The following is a 21,256-nucleotide window of genomic DNA, read 5'->3' on the forward strand; positions in this document are numbered from 1 at the left end:
CTACGTACTGGGCATAAAGCTCGGTACGTAGAGGTTTTAATTTAGTGAGATTTTCTCAGGAATAAGTCGCGGGGCAGTAGAGTAAAGATGAATTGAATGACAAGCAAATTCATTTTGATTTTATCGATATATAAATACGGTGGAAATAATGAGCAATACTCCAAAGGGAGACCTCGCAATCCAAACTTTGGCAATGCCAGCAAATACCAATGCTAATGGTGATATTTTTGGCGGATGGATAGTTTCGCAGATGGATTTAGCAGCAGGAATCTTAGCAAAAAGATTAGCCCTAGGGCGTGTGGCAACAATTGCTATCCATTCCATGAGTTTCTTAAAGCCGGTTCATGTTGGTGATCTTGTGAGTTGTTATGTGAATTTGATAAAACAAGGTAATACTTCCATGACGATTTGCGTTGAAGTATGGGCCCATCCTGCGACTCAAAGAGAAGCATATCAAGTTACTGAAGGTGTTTTTGTTTTTGTGGCTTTAGATGAAAAAGGTAGACCAAGACAGGTGCCTAAGCAAACATGACCAGTAATTCCCCAGAGCTGTATCGTTTATTAACCGAAATGGCGACGTTGATTGAGCAAAATTCTGAGCCTGATCCCCAATTGTATCTTCTATTTTTCCAGCAGCCAGAACTTGCTTTTAAGCTCATCGATATTATTAATAATCTAGAAGAAAAGTTAGATGAAGGACTTTCGGTTTATTCTGCTTGTGTTTTTGCTTTGGATATTTGTGTTGCTCAATTACAAGGTGCTGCGGAATCAAATAAAATCAGTGCTAAGACATTAACACAATTAATGGATCATTTAACTGAACTTATCAACTCTCAAAAACATACGTTAAGTTTTTGGTTACCTATATTAAATTCTTTTTATGAGTCTCATGTTGAGCTCACCGATGATTTAAGAAATGCTTATTATGATTTGGCCAGTGAAGAAGACGAATTAATTAATGAAGGTGAACCTGTATCTCATTTAGATGCCATTCGTGATTTAATTCATGAATTGTCTGATCTTTCTGTTTTTGATATCGCCGAAAATTTCTTTGCTCAAAGCTATGCTATGCCCGCTGATTTTTTTGCTGATCTTATCGTTGATCTATACAGCATCGAAGAAGGGGGCGATATTGCCTTACTCATATTATTGCATCCAAAGGCTGAAGTGCGTGAAATAGCTATTGCAACCATGGGCCAAGTTATAGATAGAGTTACTCTAACCTCTATTTCCCTCTCACGATTGCAGACCATTAAGTATTGGTATCCTGAAAATTACCACTCGCTTTTTGATTCTTGGATAAAAGTACAACGGAGAAAAGGAGTCGTATTTGCTCCTGAGCCTGAAATGACTCATGCGATCATCAGAGCAACGGAAGTAGATGGTAGCGGTTCTCAAGGTGTTTTTCTTCATCTACGTAAAACTAGAAAAAATAGACTTTGTGGATTATTGCTCAAATATGAGCTAGGTCTTAAAGATGCATGGATAACGCCTGCAATTTCATCAAAAGATGTGAAAGATTATTACAAACAAGCTTTTGATGAGAATGTGACCTTACGCGAGGTTGATTTATCTTATTTTACCATGATTGTAGAACATTTTCTGGCAGTAACCGTAGAACACGGTGAAATACCCAATATCTATTTTTTAGAAATTCAAGAGTTACTCGGAATTCGTTTACGGCCGCAAAAATTAGACTTAGAATACTTATTTGGCCAATTAGGCATTCAAATTACTCCTTTTACTCAAGAAGTAATTAAAGAGTCTTTACAGCGTTCAAAATCGTGGCTTAAGAGTAAATCCTTTACTGAATCTTGGTATTTGGAAAATCCTCTAATCGATAAAATAGTCAATCACAACAGCAGTTTTGTTGATGGGATTAGAGTTTGCCGTATGAAAGAAGCTATGGATGCAGTATTTAGTGAAGAGATGGAGTTACATCGCGCTAAATGGCAGTTTCACTTTTTATGGGTTGCTTTATGGATGAAGGCTAAAGAAAAAAGAAATGAAAAAATATGGCGAGATAGCTTTCTTATCGCTTATTCAATTCATGAGGGGGTACCGCTTAAAGAGATTCCGGTGATGCAAGAGATTTGTCGGCAAACGGTAATTAATAGCGTAGAAACCATGCAAGAGAGAAGAACTCATTTGAGCCAGGAGTGAGAGAAACCCATGTTTACTGGAATAATTGAAAGAAAAGGCGTTGTAATTAGTAATTGGAGTCAAGATGGTGCTAATCGATTGGTTATCTCATCCACTTTTGAACAATTACAAGTAGGAGAAAGTATTGCGGTTAATGGTGTCTGTTTAACCTTATTACCTTCTGATGGTTCTGATTTGTGCTTTGATGTTTCTCCTGAAACGTTGAGTCGAACTACTTTAGGTCGTTTAGGAGCAGATGATGAAGTGAATTTAGAACGCGCCATGCTCGCATCCACACGTTTTGGTGGTCATTATGTGAGTGGGCATGTAGATACAAGAGCCCAAGTTCATTCTATGAAGCAGATGAATGATTTTGTTGAAATAGAACTTAGCGGGTTTGATTCTAATGCAATGTTGTATTTAATTCCTAAAGGGAGTATTACTGTTGAAGGGGTGAGTTTAACGATTAATTCGGTTGCTGATCAACGCATTCACTTAATGCTTGTTCCACACACATTAGTGAACACTACCTTGAGCTTTTTAAAGCCAGGGCAAGAAGTAAATATTGAGTTTGACTACCTTGCTCGTATTGTTGCTTATCAATTGCAAGTTGCAGGAAAATTAAACGCTCAGATCTCGTTATGAATTAAAAGGAGTAGTTCATGACCCAATATAGAGCATCTCGATGGCCTCTTCTTTTTTTTGCCACAGTAGTTATTGGGGTTTTCTCAGGGTTTGGTGGAATGTTTTTGGCTATATTGCTGCATTTTTTGCAACATTTAGCCTATGAACATACTGTATTCCCTATTCTTGGAAATGAAAGCTTTCTGTTTGTTGCAAGTATGGCAACTCCACTGATGAGAGTCGGCATACTACTGATTTGTGGTTTTATTGCTGGGTTTGGTTGGTGGGCCATTTTTCGTTATGGAAGTCCTCTAGTGAGTATTGCAAATGCGATTAAGTCGCCTAGACCTTACATGCCTATAAAAACTACTGTCGCGCATGTGTTGCTTCAGATTATAACGGTTGCTTTAGGATCACCTTTAGGACGCGAAGTCGCTCCTCGAGAGTTCGCTGCAACATTTGCATGCTGGCTCACTAATAAAATGAAACTTCACCCCAAGGAAAGCCGAATACTTGTGGCCTGTGCTGCTGGAGCAGGACTTGCAGCGGTTTATAATGTTCCCTTTGGTGGAGCCATGTTTACTTTAGAGGTTTTACTCGGTTCTTTTCATCTATTTGCCGTGATTCCCGCAATTACTACGGCTGCTATAGCAGTAGTCATATCTTGGATTGGTCTGGGTAATCAGTCCCTCTACCATATACCTTTTTTGGTACTTGATACATCAGTGGTTTGTTGGGCAATTATATCAGGGCCTCTTTTTGGTTTTACCGCCTATTGGTTTAAAGAAATGACAAACAGAGCTCAAAGCAGGGCTCCACGTGATTGGAGAATCATAGTATTTTGTTTATTGAATTTTATTCTCATTGGTCTTATGTCGATCTATTTTCCAGAAATATTGGGAAATGGTCGATCTGCTGCCCAGTTAGGATTTGATGGAAATATGTTAGCACTAGGGGTTGCTATAGCATTATTGATACTTAGAGTTTTAATTGTTTGTACAAGCATACAGGCGGGTGCTGCGGGTGGATTACTGACTCCATCTCTTGCAAATGGTGCTTTAATGGCTGTTATTCTGGGTATTCTTTGGAGTTATATGTGGCCTGGAATATCTATCTCTGCTTTTGCGGTAATAGGTGGCGCAGCATTTCTTGCTGCGGCACAAAAGATGCCAATCACAGCAATTGTGCTTATTATTGAGTTTACCGGAATTAATTTTAGCTTTTTCATTCCTATACTTTTTGCTGTTGCGGGTTCAATTAGTATGTTTCATTATTGTGCGCATAGACGCTTGGTTATGGCGATGAATTGATCTTTTTTCCAGGGTTACTTGAATGGCGCGTACGTGGAGGAGTTCTGTTATTGCAATTTATTTTATGATAAATTGATGCTCCTTATCGTTTTAAATTTCGGATATTCTTAAATGCTCAAAGTAATGACTATAGTTGGAACAAGACCTGAATTGATTAAAATGTCTCGTGTCATTGCTGAATTTGATAAGCATACCCAACATGTTCTCGTTCATACTGGCCAGAATTTTGATTATGAACTCAATCAGATTTTTTTTGATGATTTAGAAATTCGTAAGCCGGATTATTTTCTTGATGCAGCAGGAGATACGGCTGCACGCGCCATTGCTCGGATTATTGAAAAAGCAGATGAAGTTTTGGAAAAGGAACAACCTGATGCACTTCTTCTTTATGGTGATACAAACTCTTGTTTGTCAGTGATTGCTGCTAAACGACGCAAAATACCTGTATTTCATATGGAAGCAGGTAATCGATGCTTTGATCAGCGAGTTCCTGAAGAGCTTAATCGTAAAGTACTCGATCATTTGAGTGATATTAATCTTGTATTATCAGAGCATGCTCGTCGCTATTTAATTCAAGAAGGGATCCCTGCGGAGCGAGTTATTAAAACTGGATCACACATGCAGGAAGTGCTGCATCATTTCATGCCTAAAATTTTATCATCAAATGTTTTATCGCAACTTGATTTAAACCCGCAACAGTATTTCTTGGTGAGTAATCATCGCGAAGAAAATGTGGATATTCCAGCTAATCTACATGACTTACTGGAAACCTTATGTTCATTAGCAAAAGAATATGACATGCCTATTGTGGTTTCAACGCATCCAAGAACGAGAAAGCGTTTGGAAGCACTTAATGTGACTGAATTAGATTCGCGGATTCGTTTTTTAAAACCTTTTGGTTTTCTAGATTATGTTAAATTACAAATGGAAGCCTATTGTATTTTATCGGATAGTGGCACGATTACAGAAGAAGCTTCTCTTTTAAATTTACCGGCAGTGACTATACGCAATACGCATGAACGACCTGAAGGAATGGATGAGGCTACCTTAATTATGTCTGGGCTTAAATCCTCTAGCGTTCTAAACGCAGTGCGTATTGTTACTTCCCAACACGATCAAAATTCACGTGTATTTGCTCTAGTTTCGGATTATGAAGGTGGGTGTGTCTCGAAAAAAATAGTTCGAATTGTGACCAGCTATGTGGATTATGTGAATCGAGAAGTATGGTCGAAAATGGAGTAGTCCTACTGTTCACGAAGAGGAAGCTCCGGAACAAATAATGGCCTCTACTTAAGTAAGACTGCTCCCAATTCTTTTGTAGCCCGGATTAGGCAAAGCCATAATCCGGGGGAATGTGGCAAAAATTCCCGGATTACGACTACGTCTAATCCAGGCTACACGTACTTCTTCCAATTCTTTTGTAGCCCGGATTAGGCAAAGCCGTAATCCGGGGAAATGCGGCAAGAAATTTCCGGAATACGCCTACGTCTAATCCTAGCTACGTACTAAAAGACAGTCCTTAAGTCAATGGCAGATATAATTCATATTCTTTGAAAATATTGATAGAGTTTCGTTTTTTCCCATCCTGATTGAAGTTTTAGTGTTAATAAAAGAGGGGTATTTTTGAGGTCTTGCAAGTAAGCAATATCCTGGATACAACTAGCATCAGCACTGGAGTATTCTAAAGAATCAACCCAATAAGAAGGAAGAAATGCTTCATCAAGAATATCGTGGCCTGATCCATTATGAAAATTATAAATTGGCAAAAAATAGGTGATTGCATGAGCAGTAGGGATAGTTAATGTTTCTTCGGTACTCCCAAAAGCGGATGGTTTTTCACGATAGTGGAGTTTTAAGGAGATTTGCTTTAATGGACATTTTTCTTTGCTTTTGATTTTAAGATAAACAGTATCCACATAAGATGATTTAGGATCGTTATTTTTTAAAGGCAACTTAATCATATACTGCTTATTTTTCTTACTTAAAATGGGGTTAATTAGTTCCGTCTTTGCATCTAAGTAATGGTTAAATAATTTGTTTAAATGATTTTCTTGATAAAAACGTAAGGAGATTATTAAAATACTCAAACTCGCAAAACTCATTATTGCCGTTACCGCAATTGTTTTCCATCGCGATGCCACTTTGGATTTAATCTCTTCGAAAAGCGCTCTGTTAGATTTGTTTCTGACGAGAAAAATGCATTGTTGACACAAAAAGCCAATGAACCACAAACCAACAAATTCTAAATAAAAATAATGTCTGGGATCAAACTGTAATACAGGGTAAGTCCCTAAATACAGTAATGTAAATAATAAAAATAATGCTTTTCTCAATTGAAAAAATGCTATGGTTGCTGTCACGATAAAAGGAAGAACGGCGATTATACTTCTTATAGGAATAGAGTTAAAAACGTGATACCAAAATCCATGGATAAAAATTAATGGAACTTGAAGCATACTGGCGTAAATGCGCACTAAAAAATCTGCGGGAAATGTTGATAGATAATGCACTAAAAATAAGGTACTGTAATAACTGTAATTTTTTGTAGCTGTTGGTATTAAATCTTCAACACCATACATTCTTTGAGAAAAACTATTAACAGCGGTAAATGGAATTAAATCTCGATAAGCAGGGATCACTGAATAAGTTTCCGGTTGTCCCAAACCTAAGCTTGGTGTGAATGAATCTGCTAATCCAAGAATAATAATATGAGCAAGATCGCCACCACCATGATGATGCAAGGCATATAAAACTGGAAAACCAGCAGTAAAAAAGCCGATTGAAAAAAGAATTATTGCTGCTAATTTATTTTGAAAGAAATTTTTACCACTTTTTACAAAAAAGAGTACGGTTATAAGAAAAAATGGCAGGACTACCAGTAGATCTATTCTAAATCCTAGTCCCAGCCCTAAACATACTCCAGAAAAAAGAGAGAGTAGGAGTAGTTGTTTTCTATTAGGAGAAGCGATTACCAATTTCCCTAGAATCCAGACGACACAAAGCAAAAAAGGAGCTACTGAATAATCTCTTAGTTGGGTCACATAGTACATTTGCAAAAAAGAAAATGCGACAAATAGAGAGAAAAAAAAGGAAAGAAATTGATTCATCCCTAGGCGAAAAATAGAATAGGTAGCAAGCAAACAAATACTATACAAAATCAAAAACAAGGGAATTAAATGATCCCAATTCACGCCTAATATTTTCCATAAAACTCCGGCAATTAAAATCATGTAACGTTCTAAGCTCTGGAAATAATTAAGTGGAGTCGCATGCTCCTGGGCAAGATTCTTACATTCAAAAGAGCTTGTTTTATTGTCTAAGAAAGATTGTAAAGAGCTGTTTGTCGATGCGGGATTGGCAAATTCGTAACCACACGCAAACATCACTGCTGGCGCGAACTCATTTTGGTAAAACAAGGATGGATAATTTTTATGAGTAATCGAATAATAAGTATAAAAATTACCCACTAATAACAGAAGAATGGGAAGTACTATTTTTTGCCAAGGGATGATGGATCTTAATTTTTTTATATTAAAGAATCTAGTGCTCAATGAAGTAGCTTTTGACATTGATTGTTTATCCCACTATTTCTGTAGTTAAACTGAGTGCTTGTTGATTGAGTTCACTGGGTTTTGATTGAGATAAAAGATCAGCATGATACTCATCAATTTGTCTCAGTGTTATTTTGCGCATATCTTCACCTTTTTCATAGGCGCGATACCAAGCAACGGTTTTTAGCAAAGCATTCTCTAAATTCCAAATGGGCTTCCAATTTAAGCTTCGTTTTGCTTTTGAACTGTCCAACTTTAAAAAAGAAGTCTCATGTAATTCTGGTGAGGAGGTATATTGAATACACAGTTTACTATCCCATAAGTGTTTGACTCTATGAATTATCCAATCAACCGATTTAATATCCTCTTCTTCCGGGCCAAAATTCCATGCTTGAGCGTAATTATTAGGTAACAAAAAAAGAAGTTGAGCCAGCTGTAAATAGCCGTAAAGTGGCTCTAAAACATGCTGCCAGGGTCGTAAGGCGTGTGGGTAACGCACAGTAAATGTTGATTCATGCAAAACACTTCGTACAATATCAGGAATAAGTCGATCCTTGGCCCAATCGCCGCCACCAATGACATTACCAGCACGTGCCGATGCCAAACCACAAGGATATTCTGTGTTTTGGTAGTAGGAATTACGAAATGCCGAGGTAATTAATTCAGCACAAGCTTTGCTATTGCTATAAGGATCATATCCCCCTAAAGAATCTTCTTCTCGGTATCCAATGAGGGATTCTTTATTTTCATAACATTTATCAGTGGTTACATTGACCACCGCTTTGGCCGTTTTTGTGATTCTTATGGCTTCAAATACATTGACCGTGCCCATAATATTGGTTGCATAGGTTTCCCTGGGATCCTCATAAGATTTACGTACCAAGGATTGGGCGGCCATATGAAAGACTATTTCAGGTTGATGCTCGATAAAAACAGTTTTAAGGGCATTAAAATCGCGTACATCCCCGGTAAGACTCGTCATATTTTGAGGAACATGAGCAAGAGTAAATAAATTTGGAGAAGTAGGGGGCTCAAGAGAAAAGCCTACTACCTTTGCCCCCAGTTGTTGTAACCATAAAGCCAACCAACTGCCTTTAAAGCCAGTATGTCCAGTAATTAAAACTTTTTTGTTATGCCAAAAAGATAAATCCATTACCAGATTTTCCATGGAGCTTGTTTGCTTGCCCATAATTCTTCCAAATAGTTTTTGTCTCGCAACGTATCCATTGCATACCAAAAATCTTCATGTTGGAATGCAGAAAGCTGATTATCTTCAGTTAACCGTTCCATGGGTTCGCGCTCCCAAATAGTTGTATCGTCGCTAATGTATTCTATCACTTGCGGCGATAATACAAAGAATCCACCATTTGCCCATCCATTACCGCCATAAGGTTTTTCTTGAAAATTAATAATTTTCTCTCCATCTATGTTTATGGCACCAAATCGCGCAGGAGGTTTAATCGCGGTAACTGTAGCAAGTCTTTTTTGTAACTTATGGAATTTAACTAATTGAGTAATATCTACGTTGGCAACTCCATCTCCATAAGTAAAACAAAAGTCTTCCTCTCCTAAGTGTTCTTTTATTCGTTTCAGACGTCCACCTGTCATCGAATTTTCACCCGTATCCACTAAGGTTACTCGCCATGGCTCAGAGTAACTCTGATGAATTTCAGTAGTATTTCTTTTCATATCGATGGTTACATCAGATGTATGATAAAAGTAATTAATAAAATATTCCTTGATTAGGTAGCCTTTGTAACCTAAACAGATAATAAAATCATTAATATTATGAGCGGAGTAAATCTTCATAATATGCCATAAAATTGGTTTTCCTCCAATTTCTATCATGGGTTTGGGTTTTAATAGTGTTTCTTCACTTATCCGGGTTCCCATACCCCCCGCTAAAATTACTGCTTTCATAGAATGTACCATCCTTTCTATTTTTTATGCTGCTTTGTAATAAATACTAAATTTTTATTCCCTAAGAAGCTTAAGCCAGAGGTTATTATTATGGTAATAATGCCACTTAATGAACTATTATTCAGAACGCTATTGCCTATTTTTAGTAGGCCAATGCTTATTAAGTAAATGATACAATATAAGGCTATAAATTTTATTAATAACGTTTTATCATTATTTTTGAAAACCCATTTACCTGTAGCTTTAAAACTAAAAAGCACGCCTACACACCAAGTTATTGATAGGGCATAGAGATAATAAAAGCCTAATTGACTAAGAAGTAAATAAAGGAAGCAACTAAAAAGAGTATTGATGCTACCTACTAAAATATAGCGACTCAGTTGATTATCAATTTTAAGGATGGCTCTATTAAGCCGACTTTTTTCTTTTCCCATCTTTATGATTTTTTGAACAAATACGTTCCTACGTAAGTGAATGCTCATGATGATTTTGACGAGAGTGTATAATATTGTGCGCCAAGTGGTAACCATCCTAACATACGATCAAATTTTTGAAATAAAGGGTTATCAAAAGGCGTAAACAAAATATAAGTATTCTTTAATAACGTTAATCCTGCTTGTTGCATCATTTTTCTCATTAACTTACTACGTATTAGTACCGCATCTTTATCAAGAGGGCAGTTTTTGACTACTTTGAGCGTGATAGGATTAAGAGGATTATGTTCGAATATAACCACCAAGCCATTGATTTTTACTACTCGTTTCATTTCTTGTAAAAAATCATTCCACTGCTTTGGGGGAACATGATGCATGACGCAAATTGCATAGGCAACATCAAAAGTGTTTTCGGCATAGGGTAAAGTGATGCCATCATATGTTTGATAAGCAACGTTGGGGTTCGTTGTAAGAGCAATATCGATCACTGAAGAGGCTACATCGACTCCAGATAATTTAAGTTTATTATTATTTGCTAAAAGATAAGGATGAATTAAGCCATGCCCACAACCCACGTCTAATACATTAATTTCACGATGGTTTTTTAAAAAGTTATTATTGTGAAATAAATGAGTTAAATAATCTGCTTTGATTCGAGTAAAAAAATCATGGGAAAGGCCAGAAAATGCCAAAGATTGATTTATTTGCTCCGAATATGACTCGCTGTATAAATCAAACTCCGCCGGCGCTTTAGGCGTAGTATTCTCTTTATTATGCATATTTAATTCTTATTAATAATGTTTGGAAGATTGATTGACCTTTCGATTATTGTTAAGGGATGATAGCGTAGCTGTTTATATATCCTACCTAAATACTCACCTATAATACCTAAAAAGATGGCATTCAATGCCGTAGAAAATAGGATTAATACCACCTGTGTTGTAAAACCTGAAGGCCAATTTCCATTCAGAAATAATTTTCCAAACATATAAAAAATTGCTAATAAAAAGGTTGTAGTGGCGACAACCAATCCAATAAGTGAAGCAAGGCGTAAAGGCACAATTGAATGGCTCACAATACCATCTATGGCTAGACCAAATAAACGAAAGAATGGAAATTTGCTTTTCCCATGTTGACGTGCTTGGCGCTCATAAGGGAATGCTATTTGTTTGGTTGCCAACGTGGATATCAATCCGCGAACATAGGGGGTTGCGTCATGGATCGTTTGTAATTTATCAAGAATTGAGCGATCCACTAAGCGAAAATCACCCCCATCTATGGTGAGATTATCCTCAGAAATACGTTTTAGCAATCTATAGAATATCTTGCGAGCGCTTTGTAAAAAATAATTTTCTTCGCGTTTGCTTCGTTTGCCTACGACGACATCATGTCCCATTTCCCAGTAAGATAAGAGCGTCTCGAATAGAGCAGGCGAGTCTTGTAAATCACAATCTAATTGAATAGCTGCATGGCCTTGTGCTAAGCGATAACCTGTTAACAACGATTTGTTGAACCCAAAATTTCGCGTAAATCTTGCGATTCGTACGCGAGAATCACGCATTGCAAGTGTTTGCAATTCTTGATAGGTATTATCCACGCTATGATTATCGGTAAAAATGATTTCAAAGTCATACTTATTCGATAATTGGTTTTCAAAAACGTATTTCACTGATTCATAAGCTCGATCTATATTGCCTTCTTCATTAAATACAGGGATAACTACGGAAATGAGAGGCTTATCTTTTTGATCAGGCTTGATCATGCTAGTATTAATTTTATCCATAATGCATAGAGTTTGGTAATCTTGTTTTTGAAAAAAATTTAAAGTATCGTATCACATCGCAATTTTACTATCAAATAGGCTTATGTACGCACGATCAGGAATAAAAAGCAGGCCAAATCATAACCTTTCACCAGGATTTTTACAGTACTGCCAAATTTGCGGTTCAGAAAATTTAGAGCCAGTGCTTGATTTACGTAATCAACCTCTTTGCGATAGTTTGCTCACTGTTGAACAGCTCAAAAAACCTGAGACTTTTTATCCCTTATGTCAGATGTGGTGCAAAGATTGTACTCTTTCACAATTGAATTATGTGGTGCAGGGGGAGGTGGTATATCATCAAGATTACCCCTATCGAACTGGTGTAACTCGAGAATTAGTAGCCTATCAACAACAAATGGCTACGGAGTTGGTGCATGATTTAAATCTTTGTCCCGATGATTTAGTGTGTGATATAGGTTCAAATGATGGGACATTGCTGTCCGCATTTAAAATAGAACAAATGCGTGTTTTGGGGATTGAGCCAACCAATATTGCTCATATAGCAAATCAGGAAGGAATTGAAACGATTCATTCTCCTTTTAATCAAGAAATTGCACAGCAAATCGTTAACACGATAGGACCGGCAAAATTAGTGACCGCTACAAATGTGTTCGCTCATATGGCGTCATTAGGTGATGTCATCGAAGGCCTTGAGATTCTGGTTGCTGATGATGGTTTTTTTGTTCTTGAAAACCATTATTTAATTCCAGTGATGGAGCGATTACAGTTTGATACTATCTATCATGAGCATTTACGTACTTATTCCTTGCGTTCCTTAATCACTTTGTTTGGCTACTATAATTTTACTGTGGTTGATGTCAAAGAAGTGTCGCGGTATGGTGGCAATATTCGTGTCTATGTTGCTAAGGGAAAAAACCATACTCCAAAGGCATCTGTAAATGAACTCCTGGCTAAAGAGGAGCGAATAGGTTTATCAAATCCTGATTATTATCGCCAATTTGGTCAGAAATCGATTAACCTAAAAAATCAATTACTTGAATTTATTGTTCAATGTAATCAGAAAAATTTAAGTATTGTGGGAAATTCTTGCCCAGGTCGGTGCAGTACTTTATTAAACTTTGCTGGAATAGGACCTGATTTGTTGCCTTACTTAGGCGAGCAGCCCACTTCATTGAAGTTAAATAAATATTTACCAGGAACTCATATCCCAATTGTTAACAATCAACGTTTGCTTGATGAACAACCAGCCTACGTTGTTCTTTTGGCTTGGCATTATGCTGAACCAATTATGGAGCAATTGCGAGCACGCGGTCTCCGTTCTAAATTTATTATGCCCATGCCAGAATTTAAAGTTATTGAGTAATTGCATTGATAACTTTGGTATGTCTTTTTGGCGGAGGGCGATGGGCACGCGTTTTGCTCTCCGTATTACTTGATAACTATCCTGATCTTAGGGTTATTTGGGTCACCAAAAATGGTTATGCAGATAATGTTCATTGGCTAAAAAGACAAAACATTAAGAATGTATTGATCACCTCTGAAGAAAATCAAGCCTGGGATTTATGTCCCCAAGCAGTAATTGTTGCAAGCTTATCAAGCACACATTCTAAATACATTAAACAAGCCATAAGCTTTGGAATTCCAGTTTTATCCGAAAAACCATTCAGTCTTAGTGTGAGTGAAGCACAAGAATTGATTACTCTAAGTAATCTCAATAAAGTTGCTGTTGGTGTTAATTTTGAGTTTATGTATGCAAGTTATTTACAGGATTTTGCACGTTATTTAAAAAATACTGAAATTTCTTCTCTAGATGTTATTTGGCAAGATCCCTTTTGTGAAACACGACATGGAGAAAAGAAAATAGGTGATATTTATACGCCATTAATGCATGATAGTTTTCAACATTGTTGGTCGTTATTGTATTTTTTATTTCCTGATGAAACCCTGGACATCACTTTCGTTGCTTATCATGAAGAAAATTCTGTGGCTGTAGTGGAGGCCGTCTTAGGGACAAAAACGATCAATATTTGTCTTTCTCGCAGAGCATCACAAAGGATTCGGAAAATTGTGGTCAATGAAGGAAGTATTGTTCTTGATTTTGCACGTGAACCAGGAACCCTATTAGTTGGGCAAAAAGAGATCCAAAATCAATGGAAAGATAATCGTCCTCTTTTTTCCGTCTTTAATAGTTTCTTTAAGGTAATTCAGGATCCGCAATTACTGCAAGGCTGGCCGCTTAATATCGGTAACTGTTTCGCCGTAATTGGCTTAAGTGTGCGCGCAACAGAATTATTAGAACAAGCCCAAAAAGGATGTATCGAAAAACGATATCCACTTTCGGCAGAAGATAGGATCACCAGAAATTTATTAGTGGATCTTTTTTTACCCAAACTCACTGCACTTGGTGAATATCATCACGCATCTAACTTGGAAGAACAGCTTGCCTTCTCCAATCACGTTATAAGGAGACTGTCGTTGATTTCATAACCAATGCTAAAGCATTAAGCGTGCGGATCATTGAAGAAATGGGCAACGAGCATTCTCGATCCTGTAGACGTCAAGTGTGCCTCATCCCAGGTCATGAGCTCCTTTTTTTTGCCAGCACTCGCTGTTGTTAAACATCCCTTTGGGTTACACAGAATTTTAATAGGAGAAATATAATTAATGTGTTGTGCTCTTGCCAAAAGTAATAATTTTTTATCAAGCTCTTGAGGGTGTAAATCTACTTCCAGGGCTAATCGTTCAGGGATGGTACTGAGTCTGTTTTTTCTAATATTATTTAATAATAGGGTGGGTAAGGTATCTATCCAGTTTGGAATTGGTCCTATAAGAGTAATCTTTTTTATTCCTATAAGATGTAACTGCTTGATCGTAAATTCTACTTTTTGCCAATCATAAGCGGTCCATCGGGCGGCTAAAATAACTTCATTTGGCTTTTCTTTTTGTATCCGTTGAAAAACAAAGTCGTTAATTTTTTTGCAGTGAGGGCGATCAGATTTGTTCATTCCTAAAATTGGGGGGCAAGCAGAAGCAGTTAATTGAGTCATGCTACTGGTCATTTTTAATTGTTCTTTTAAGCCTGGATAGAGATGAGCGGCATGGGAATCTCCCCACAAAAAAATAGAGTTATATTTTGAGTGACCAATGGTGCAACTCTTTGTTTTAAAGGCATTATAATTTTGATTTGGTTTTAAAAAACAACTACCTTCTCTATAAACAGTACGGTAATCGTAATCGGCATAGTTGTTAATCTCATTCATCAGCGCAGGAAAGCGAAAATGAAAGCCGTCGTATTTATAGGTGATAAATCCTAAAGTACCTGACAGGATAATGCATAAGACAAGAGAAATGGTTAGTGGTTTTTTATATAAATTATAACGAATAGGTTTTTCGATAAAAAAGTAAATGCACCAGGCGCCTAAAACGCTTATGAGGCAAATAAAAAGGCGTATCTCCCATTTTAAGCTGTTTCCAGTCATTATGCGCGCAAATGATAAAAGAGGCCAATGAATTAAATAAATGGGAAAACTAATCAAACCAATCCCTACTAAGATCTTATTTTTCAATATAGTTTGATTAATCCAGGCCTTGGGCCCTCCAGAAATAATTAAAAAGGTTCCCATAGTCGGTAACAGGGCCCAAAATCCAGGAAAAGATTTTTCTTGATTAAGTAATAAGGCACTGACAACGATAAGTGTTAGGCCTAACATAGATTGTAAGTTAGCTTGTTTGGTAAAATAATTCGGTTGATGGGGCTTAAAATAAGCGAGAATTCCACCCATAAGAAGCTCCCAAAATCGAGATAAGGGTGAATAAAAACCGGCAACTGAATTTGTTTGAATGTAAATAAGATTTGTTAAAAACGATAAAACAATAAAGGCAATTAAAATAAAAAGGTTATATTTTCGTTTCCACAGAAAAGTGATTAATAATGGCCAAAAAATATAAAATTGCTCTTCAATAGCAAGTGACCATAAATGCAATAATGGTTTGGTTGCAGCACTTTGATCAAAATAGCCCGCTTCGTTCCACAAAGTAAAATTAGAAATAAAAAATGCACCAGAAGCGATATGCTTTCCAAGTTGTTTGTATTCATTTGCGAATAAAAGAGACCAGCCGATGATATAGCATCCGATGAGCGTTACTATTAGGGCAGGAAAAATACGCTTAATTCGGCGCGCATAAAAATGTAAATAGCTAAATTGATTATTCTCTAAATTTTTAAAAATAATAGAGCTAATAAGAAAACCTGAAATAACAAAAAATACATCCACCCCAATGAATCCACCCGGCAAACGTTCTGGAAAAGCGTGAAAGATTAATACAAGCAAAATGGCAATAGCGCGTAAGCTATCTATATCCGGTCGATAGCCCAATGCACCATTTTCGAGAATCAGCTGCTTGGATGGAAGAGAGCGGATGATGGTTGAATCCTTGTTCAATTAAATAAGAGAAAATTTGGATGCAACTATAATGTAAAAGGAGCCAATTTTTCAATAGAACTCGTTACAAACGTGACGGTAGCGGTTAATTGCTTCGTCTTTCCTAATTCCTTCCCCTTCTCAGTGAGTAGCGAATATTATTGTGATTGATGTGGTGCAGGAGAGATGTATAAATCTCCAGTGGAACAAGAGGAGGAATTTACATGGGCAATTTTTTCTTTTAGTTTCAAAAATGGAAGCTCTAATTTGTAATAAGAAAGCGCTGAAATTGTAAAAGTAGTGACAATAATTGCGAGATCTCTCAAAAAAGGGCTAGAGAAATTTTGCCCTGTAAGGATTTCAACAACAGGATAATGCCAAAGGTATAATCCATAAGAAATTTTCCCTATCCAACATAATAATCTAAGTTCAAGTAAATATTTAAGTGGCGCCAGTGGACAATATACTGCTGAGGCGATTAATAGTGCTGAAAATAATGCAGCAAGACTGAACAATCCTTGATAGACTTCACCGTGAGTCAGAAAATCCGGGATACCTAACCCAATCAATCCAACGAAAGCAATCATTCCCGCCCATGATAAAAGAACCCGATTTTTGCCTTTGGGGACAATGTCCCAATTTACAAGCCACGCAACAAACACTCCATAGAAGAGATTATCGAGGCGCATGTCAGTACGAAAGTAAATCCAAAGTGAGGAGCCTTCATGCCAACAGATAAAACGTGCTAGGGCTGGTGCTACTATTCCGATCAATAAAAAAAATAAAACTACTTTGCGCGGTAGTTTCAATAGAATTAGTAATAAACAAGGCCAAACAATGTAGAATTGTTCTTCAACAGATAAGGACCATAAATGATTATACATATGTTGATGGTGTTCAACGATGTAGCTCCAATCTTTAGTTACTGACCAATCTGCCGATAAAGTCCAATTCCAAATATAAAGCAGGATACGCCAAGCATCCGATAATGCTGATAAAAACTTCGAAAACGGAAACATAATACCTGTATAAAGTAAAACACCAAGTAACACACCAAAAAGAGCTGGGAGTAAGCGTAACGCACGTCGTAGATAAAATTTATAGAGGTTGATTGATGCATAACGTTTTTGTTCTTGTAACAAAAGAGAGGTAATGAGAAATCCGCTTAAAACAAAAAAGAGATCCACACCAAAAAAGCCTGAGCTCAAAATACCTATATGAGCTCCAAACACCATAAGAAATGCAATACCACGAATCCCATCCAAAGCGAGAATACGCTTCGTATCCATGAAACTCGGATTGGACATTCTTCTCTCCCCAAAAGCATTTATAGAGGCTTTAGTTTTGTTACTTCCTTCTAAATCCTAAAGATGATGCACTAAATTACATGACCGTAATTCTTAATGGCGGTAAAACTAGCATATTTTCCAAGTCATGAAAACTAAAAATTGGAGGCAGGGCGGAGTCAAATTAAGTGAAATTTTTTAGAATATCATATAAGTTGGGGAGGCATTGCTGGATGCTTATTTTTCATTAAGTTAAAAATATTGTGGTAAGAACTACATTTGCTTCTTATAATTCTCTAAAATGAGCAATCTACCTTAATTAAATAAAAAAATAATCTGAGTGTGAAGTTAACTTTAATCCAGCAGATTGTTTTTAAATTCAATGGTTGAAAAGTTGTAATTTTAATGAAAATTTACAGTAAGTTATTACAAACCTCTTTTTTTTCCGGGATATCAACACTTGTTAAAATTCTAGCAGGTATGTTAAGCCTAAAAATAATTGCATTGTATGCTGGGCCTGAAGGTATAGCCATACTCGGACAATTTATGTCATTAGCCAATATTTTTGCCACCATTGCTGGAGGAGGCATTGCTCTAGGGGTGATAAAATATGTTGCCGAATATGCTCAGACAGGAGAACTCCAGAGTTTTTTACCCACCGCGACTCTTTATACTTTATTATTTTCTCTTGTTACGACGTTGCTAGGCTTTATTTATAGTCAACAATTAGCGGAATGGATTTTAGGTTCAACTCAATATGCATACTTAATGCGTTGGATGGCATTTGTTCAATTATTTATTGCCCTGCATTTATTATTGTGCGCCATTTTAAATGGGTTTAAACAGATTCGCCTGCTGGTCTGTATCACGATTATCTCCAGTTTGCTTAGTCTTATAATCATGAGTAGTGTCGCCGTTTTTTATCCGTTAAAAAGTATTTTGTGCTCCTTTGTGATTGCACAATCATTGGCTCTTGTTGTTTCATTATTATTTGTTTTTCGTAAAGATTGGTTTCGCCTCCTATTTTCGTTGAAAATCAAAAAAGAATATTTAATTAATTTATTACGTTATTCATTTATGAGTAGTGTCAGTACATTAACCGTCCCTCTTGCGCAAATCGTTGTTCGTAATGATCTAAGTACATTGTTTGGATGGGAGAGTGTTGGTTACTGGCAGGCTGTTGTACGTTTATCGGATGCTTATTTATTGTTTGTCACTGCAGCATTAACCACTTATTATTTACCGCGTTTATCAGAGTTACAAACACCCCAAACCCTAAAACAAGAGATAAGGGACACTCATCGAATTTTTATGCCGCTTATTGGATTTATTTTAATCGTTATTTATCTTTTTCGGGGCCTTATCATTAATCTTCTTTATAGCAAAACATTCGCCCCAGCAACGGAATTATTTTCTTATCAACTTTTGGGCGATTTTTTTCGCATAGCAAGTTGGCTATTTACTTATTTGCTCTTAGCTAAAGCTTGGACGAAAACATATGTTTTTACCGAGGTTATTTTGAGTCTCATTTTTGTAAGTCTTAGCCATGTGCTTGCGAGAACATATGGATTACCAGGGGTAACCTATGCTTTTGCATTAACGTATTTTGTTTATTGGTTACTCATGGGCATTATTGTGTTTTTTTACTTTAAGCAAGAAAATAAAAATTATAAATTAGCAGTCACTCCGTAGCTGTACTGGCATTGACTTAAGGAATGGAGAGTCGCCCACTTAAGGAAAAATTGACTATCGCTTTTGCGGCAATGACAAATTTCTTAAGTTAAGGGCTGTGCTCTTTGCGGTCTTGCATTCCCTTTCCTTAATGAGAGGGAGAGGACTGACTACAGAGCGATGAAGGTATTCATGAGTGGACAATTTGAAGGGACAGATGTTATTCTACGTGCCACTAGAAATTGCAGATGGATTTTAATTTGTTTATTGGTTTTCAATATTCTTATCTTTTTTTATCTTATATAATTTAGACCCTAAATATGGACAATTATCGATACTGTAGATTAAACGAATCAAATTTTGCGGATTTGATGCACTTAGTGAAAGTGATCTATGGCGTTGATGTCAACATGGAGCAATTTAAAAAAAAATACGCAACTGAGTGTTTTGGTGCTTCTTACGTAGGTTATATTGCTTATCATAATAAAACCAATGAAGCTGCCGCCTACTATGGAATTTTACCACTTCGAGTCAAACTCAATGAAACTGTTATTATGGCCGCTCAATCCGGTGATACCATGACTCATCCTGATCATCGAAATAAAGGATTATTCGTAGCACTTGCCCAACTTACTTATGAGCTTGGAAAAAGTTTGGGTATTCAGTTTGTATATGGTTTTCCTAATAAAAATTCTTATCCTGGTTTAGTGAGAAAATTAGGGTGGACGCATGCGTATGATATGCTTTCTGTGAATTTGTTTGTACCTACTTTACCCTATGCACGTTTGTTGAAAAAAAAGAAACAAGCAGCTTGGCATGGTAATACTTTATTAAGTTTATTAAAAAAATGGTTTACAGCGCATGAAGTTTTACCTGAAAAGCTGCTTTCTTTTCAAAAAAATGCAGAAGGGGTGATCCACGATCAGGATTTTTTTAATTATAAGCTTGGCCATAATTGTATTCTTCTGCAATATCAAGAGGTTTTTTTAGTTTTAAAAGTTGAAAGTGATAGCATTGGCATTGGGGCTCTATATAATTATGGAAAATCTTCTGATGCAAGAAAGGCATTGCGTAGATTGAAATTTATTTGCGCGTTGATGGGAATTATGAGGATCAAAACGTATTGCTCACCCAATAAATTAGCGAATATTAATATGGGAAAGCTTGGATTCTCTAAAAAGAGTTTGGCTTATTGTTATATTAATTTCAGCGCTGATGCTGATTTAGGAACACTTAATTTTACCTATTTAGATTATGATACCTTTTAGACCGTTTCTGCGACACAGCTACCTTTCTATTTTGGGAAATTTCAAAAAAATTTCTCCTTGTGTACACATTTTAAATGGCCATATTATTGGTGATCAAAGAAAGAGAGGTGAATATAAATTTCGCCAATTATTACACTGTTTATCGCCTCATGTTGATTTTTTAAATATAGAAAAAGCATGTGAATTAATCTTAGCAAAAAAACAACTCACTCGTCCTGCTGTAGCATTTACTTTTGATGATGGATTTGATGATTGTTATCATGAGATTGCTCCTATTTTGGAAGAGTTTAATGTCAATGCTGCTTTTTTTATTAATCCTAATTTTACCTATGGTAATGACGAATATATTCGTAAATTTCTTAAGGAAAAAGCACCACATCTGGCGTTTAGAAAACCAATGAATGTGGACATGGTGCAGGAATTGCACCAGCGGGGCTTTATTATTGGAGCTCATGGCTTAGATCATGAACGCTTGTTAAGCAGTGATTCAATGTTTTTGGAACAGCAAATTACGGAGTGTAAGAGAAAAATAGAAGATATGCTGCAGAATGAGTGTGCGTATTTTGCTTGGCCTTATGGCAAGTATTCTGACATTTCTGAAAAAGCGATGAATATGGTTCAAAAATTATATCGATATAATTTTAGCTCTGATAAATATATTTATTATACTTCAGCTAAAGTATTTAATCGCAGACATTTCGAATGTAATTGGCCGGCAAACCATTTGTATTATTTTCTTTCAAACCAGCGACAGCATGAACTCGGTTAAATATTTGTTCTGTTCATGTTATGCAAATAGTGTTTATAATCTGGATAACTTAAAGAATGCTGGTTTTCAATCCAGTA

At 36.4% G+C, this 21,256-nt stretch carries 18 protein-coding genes; 10 read left to right on the forward strand and 8 right to left on the reverse strand.

Features of this window, described 5'->3' with window-relative positions:
• Positions 1–148 precede the first annotated feature (148 nt).
• The 5 genes from DYH34_RS01035 to wecB all read left to right on the forward strand — a co-directional run bounded on the left by DYH34_RS01035 (position 149) and on the right by wecB (position 5,318).
• Positions 149–532 carry an acyl-CoA thioesterase gene (locus tag DYH34_RS01035; protein ID WP_058464052.1) on the forward strand — a complete coding sequence of 128 codons (384 nt, stop codon included), beginning with the start codon at positions 149–151 and terminating at the stop codon, positions 530–532.
• Positions 529–2,163 (forward strand): hypothetical protein, encoded by a 1,635-nt coding sequence (locus tag DYH34_RS01040; protein WP_058464051.1) that lies wholly within the window; start codon positions 529–531, stop codon positions 2,161–2,163. Before DYH34_RS01035 ends, DYH34_RS01040 begins: the two co-directional genes overlap by 4 nt.
• A gap of 9 nt (positions 2,164–2,172) precedes the next feature.
• Positions 2,173–2,787 (forward strand): riboflavin synthase, encoded by a 615-nt coding sequence (locus DYH34_RS01045; RefSeq protein ID WP_058464050.1) that lies wholly within the window; start codon positions 2,173–2,175, stop codon positions 2,785–2,787.
• Between the two features lie 17 nt (positions 2,788–2,804).
• Positions 2,805–4,076, forward strand: a complete 1,272-nt coding sequence (locus tag DYH34_RS01050; RefSeq protein ID WP_058464049.1) for a chloride channel protein — start codon at positions 2,805–2,807, stop codon at positions 4,074–4,076.
• A gap of 111 nt (positions 4,077–4,187) precedes the next feature.
• A complete protein-coding gene (wecB, locus tag DYH34_RS01055; RefSeq protein ID WP_058464048.1) occupies positions 4,188–5,318 on the forward strand; it encodes a non-hydrolyzing UDP-N-acetylglucosamine 2-epimerase in 1,131 nt (376 codons plus the stop codon).
• A 299-nt stretch (positions 5,319–5,617) separates the two neighbouring features.
• Here the strand turns inward: wecB and DYH34_RS01060 are convergent, their stop codons facing one another.
• The 6 genes from DYH34_RS01060 to DYH34_RS01085 are packed head-to-tail and all read right to left on the reverse strand — an operon-like array spanning position 5,618 to position 11,743.
• Positions 5,618–7,645, reverse strand: coding sequence for a hypothetical protein (locus DYH34_RS01060; protein WP_058464047.1), 2,028 nt, complete (start codon positions 7,643–7,645; stop codon positions 5,618–5,620).
• A gap of 7 nt (positions 7,646–7,652) precedes the next feature.
• The gene (gene rfbG / locus DYH34_RS01065; RefSeq protein ID WP_238589441.1) at positions 7,653–8,816 is read right to left on the reverse strand and encodes a CDP-glucose 4,6-dehydratase; all 1,164 of its coding nucleotides are present in this window, start codon (positions 8,814–8,816) and stop codon (positions 7,653–7,655) included.
• A complete protein-coding gene (gene rfbF / locus DYH34_RS01070) occupies positions 8,780–9,547 on the reverse strand; it encodes a glucose-1-phosphate cytidylyltransferase (protein ID WP_058464046.1) in 768 nt (255 codons plus the stop codon). Before rfbF ends, rfbG begins: the two co-directional genes overlap by 37 nt.
• 17 nt (positions 9,548–9,564) lie before the next feature.
• A complete protein-coding gene (locus tag DYH34_RS01075; protein WP_238589440.1) occupies positions 9,565–9,981 on the reverse strand; it encodes a GtrA family protein in 417 nt (138 codons plus the stop codon).
• 44 nt (positions 9,982–10,025) lie between these two features.
• Positions 10,026–10,760, reverse strand: coding sequence for a class I SAM-dependent methyltransferase (locus DYH34_RS01080; RefSeq protein WP_058464044.1), 735 nt, complete (start codon positions 10,758–10,760; stop codon positions 10,026–10,028).
• 2 nt (positions 10,761–10,762) lie between these two features.
• Positions 10,763–11,743 carry a glycosyltransferase family 2 protein gene (locus tag DYH34_RS01085; RefSeq protein WP_238589439.1) on the reverse strand — a complete coding sequence of 327 codons (981 nt, stop codon included), beginning with the start codon at positions 11,741–11,743 and terminating at the stop codon, positions 10,763–10,765.
• 103 nt (positions 11,744–11,846) lie between these two features.
• Here DYH34_RS01085 and DYH34_RS01090 point away from each other — a divergent pair, with 103 nt between their 5' ends.
• Positions 11,847–13,127, forward strand: a complete 1,281-nt coding sequence (locus DYH34_RS01090) for a class I SAM-dependent methyltransferase (RefSeq protein WP_058464042.1) — start codon at positions 11,847–11,849, stop codon at positions 13,125–13,127.
• A gap of 5 nt (positions 13,128–13,132) precedes the next feature.
• Positions 13,133–14,251 (forward strand): Gfo/Idh/MocA family oxidoreductase, encoded by a 1,119-nt coding sequence (locus DYH34_RS01095; RefSeq protein WP_058464041.1) that lies wholly within the window; start codon positions 13,133–13,135, stop codon positions 14,249–14,251.
• 14 nt (positions 14,252–14,265) lie between these two features.
• Here the strand turns inward: DYH34_RS01095 and DYH34_RS01100 are convergent, their stop codons facing one another.
• Positions 14,266–16,140 (reverse strand): acyltransferase family protein, encoded by a 1,875-nt coding sequence (locus DYH34_RS01100; protein WP_058464330.1) that lies wholly within the window; start codon positions 16,138–16,140, stop codon positions 14,266–14,268.
• Positions 16,141–16,343: 203 nt separating this feature from the next.
• A complete protein-coding gene (locus DYH34_RS01105) occupies positions 16,344–17,492 on the reverse strand; it encodes an acyltransferase family protein (protein WP_058464040.1) in 1,149 nt (382 codons plus the stop codon).
• Between the two features lie 384 nt (positions 17,493–17,876).
• Here DYH34_RS01105 and DYH34_RS01110 point away from each other — a divergent pair, with 384 nt between their 5' ends.
• From DYH34_RS01110 to DYH34_RS01120, 3 genes are all read left to right on the forward strand, one after another.
• Positions 17,877–19,163, forward strand: a complete 1,287-nt coding sequence (locus DYH34_RS01110; protein ID WP_058464039.1) for an O-antigen translocase — start codon at positions 17,877–17,879, stop codon at positions 19,161–19,163.
• A 299-nt stretch (positions 19,164–19,462) separates the two neighbouring features.
• Positions 19,463–20,410, forward strand: coding sequence for a GNAT family N-acetyltransferase (locus DYH34_RS01115; RefSeq protein ID WP_058464038.1), 948 nt, complete (start codon positions 19,463–19,465; stop codon positions 20,408–20,410).
• Positions 20,397–21,179, forward strand: coding sequence for a polysaccharide deacetylase family protein (locus tag DYH34_RS01120; RefSeq protein ID WP_058464037.1), 783 nt, complete (start codon positions 20,397–20,399; stop codon positions 21,177–21,179). Before DYH34_RS01115 ends, DYH34_RS01120 begins: the two co-directional genes overlap by 14 nt.
• Positions 21,180–21,256 lie beyond the last annotated feature (77 nt).

The sequence above is a fragment of the Legionella cincinnatiensis genome (assembly GCF_900452415.1).
Taxonomy (GTDB): Bacteria; Pseudomonadota; Gammaproteobacteria; order Legionellales; family Legionellaceae; genus Legionella; species Legionella cincinnatiensis.

What these genes read in the sequence shown, in the direction of transcription:
- DYH34_RS01105 (WP_058464040.1), bottom strand. Translation starts at nt 17,492, where the DNA reads ATGTCCAATCCGAGTTTCATGGATACGAAGCGTATTCTCGCTTTGGAT.
- DYH34_RS01115 (WP_058464038.1), top strand. Translation starts at nt 19,463, where the DNA reads ATGGACAATTATCGATACTGTAGATTAAACGAATCAAATTTTGCGGAT.
- DYH34_RS01050 (WP_058464049.1), top strand. Translation starts at nt 2,805, where the DNA reads ATGACCCAATATAGAGCATCTCGATGGCCTCTTCTTTTTTTTGCCACA.
- DYH34_RS01040 (WP_058464051.1), top strand. Translation starts at nt 529, where the DNA reads ATGACCAGTAATTCCCCAGAGCTGTATCGTTTATTAACCGAAATGGCG.
- rfbG (WP_238589441.1), bottom strand. Translation starts at nt 8,816, where the DNA reads ATGGGCAAGCAAACAAGCTCCATGGAAAATCTGGTAATGGATTTATCT.
- DYH34_RS01085 (WP_238589439.1), bottom strand. Translation starts at nt 11,743, where the DNA reads ATGATCAAGCCTGATCAAAAAGATAAGCCTCTCATTTCCGTAGTTATC.
- wecB (WP_058464048.1), top strand. Translation starts at nt 4,188, where the DNA reads ATGCTCAAAGTAATGACTATAGTTGGAACAAGACCTGAATTGATTAAA.
- DYH34_RS01090 (WP_058464042.1), top strand. Translation starts at nt 11,847, where the DNA reads ATGTACGCACGATCAGGAATAAAAAGCAGGCCAAATCATAACCTTTCA.
- rfbF (WP_058464046.1), bottom strand. Translation starts at nt 9,547, where the DNA reads ATGAAAGCAGTAATTTTAGCGGGGGGTATGGGAACCCGGATAAGTGAA.
- DYH34_RS01080 (WP_058464044.1), bottom strand. Translation starts at nt 10,760, where the DNA reads ATGCATAATAAAGAGAATACTACGCCTAAAGCGCCGGCGGAGTTTGAT.
- DYH34_RS01120 (WP_058464037.1), top strand. Translation starts at nt 20,397, where the DNA reads ATGATACCTTTTAGACCGTTTCTGCGACACAGCTACCTTTCTATTTTG.
- DYH34_RS01060 (WP_058464047.1), bottom strand. Translation starts at nt 7,645, where the DNA reads ATGTCAAAAGCTACTTCATTGAGCACTAGATTCTTTAATATAAAAAAA.
- DYH34_RS01110 (WP_058464039.1), top strand. Translation starts at nt 17,877, where the DNA reads ATGAAAATTTACAGTAAGTTATTACAAACCTCTTTTTTTTCCGGGATA.
- DYH34_RS01075 (WP_238589440.1), bottom strand. Translation starts at nt 9,981, where the DNA reads ATGGGAAAAGAAAAAAGTCGGCTTAATAGAGCCATCCTTAAAATTGAT.
- DYH34_RS01035 (WP_058464052.1), top strand. Translation starts at nt 149, where the DNA reads ATGAGCAATACTCCAAAGGGAGACCTCGCAATCCAAACTTTGGCAATG.
- DYH34_RS01045 (WP_058464050.1), top strand. Translation starts at nt 2,173, where the DNA reads ATGTTTACTGGAATAATTGAAAGAAAAGGCGTTGTAATTAGTAATTGG.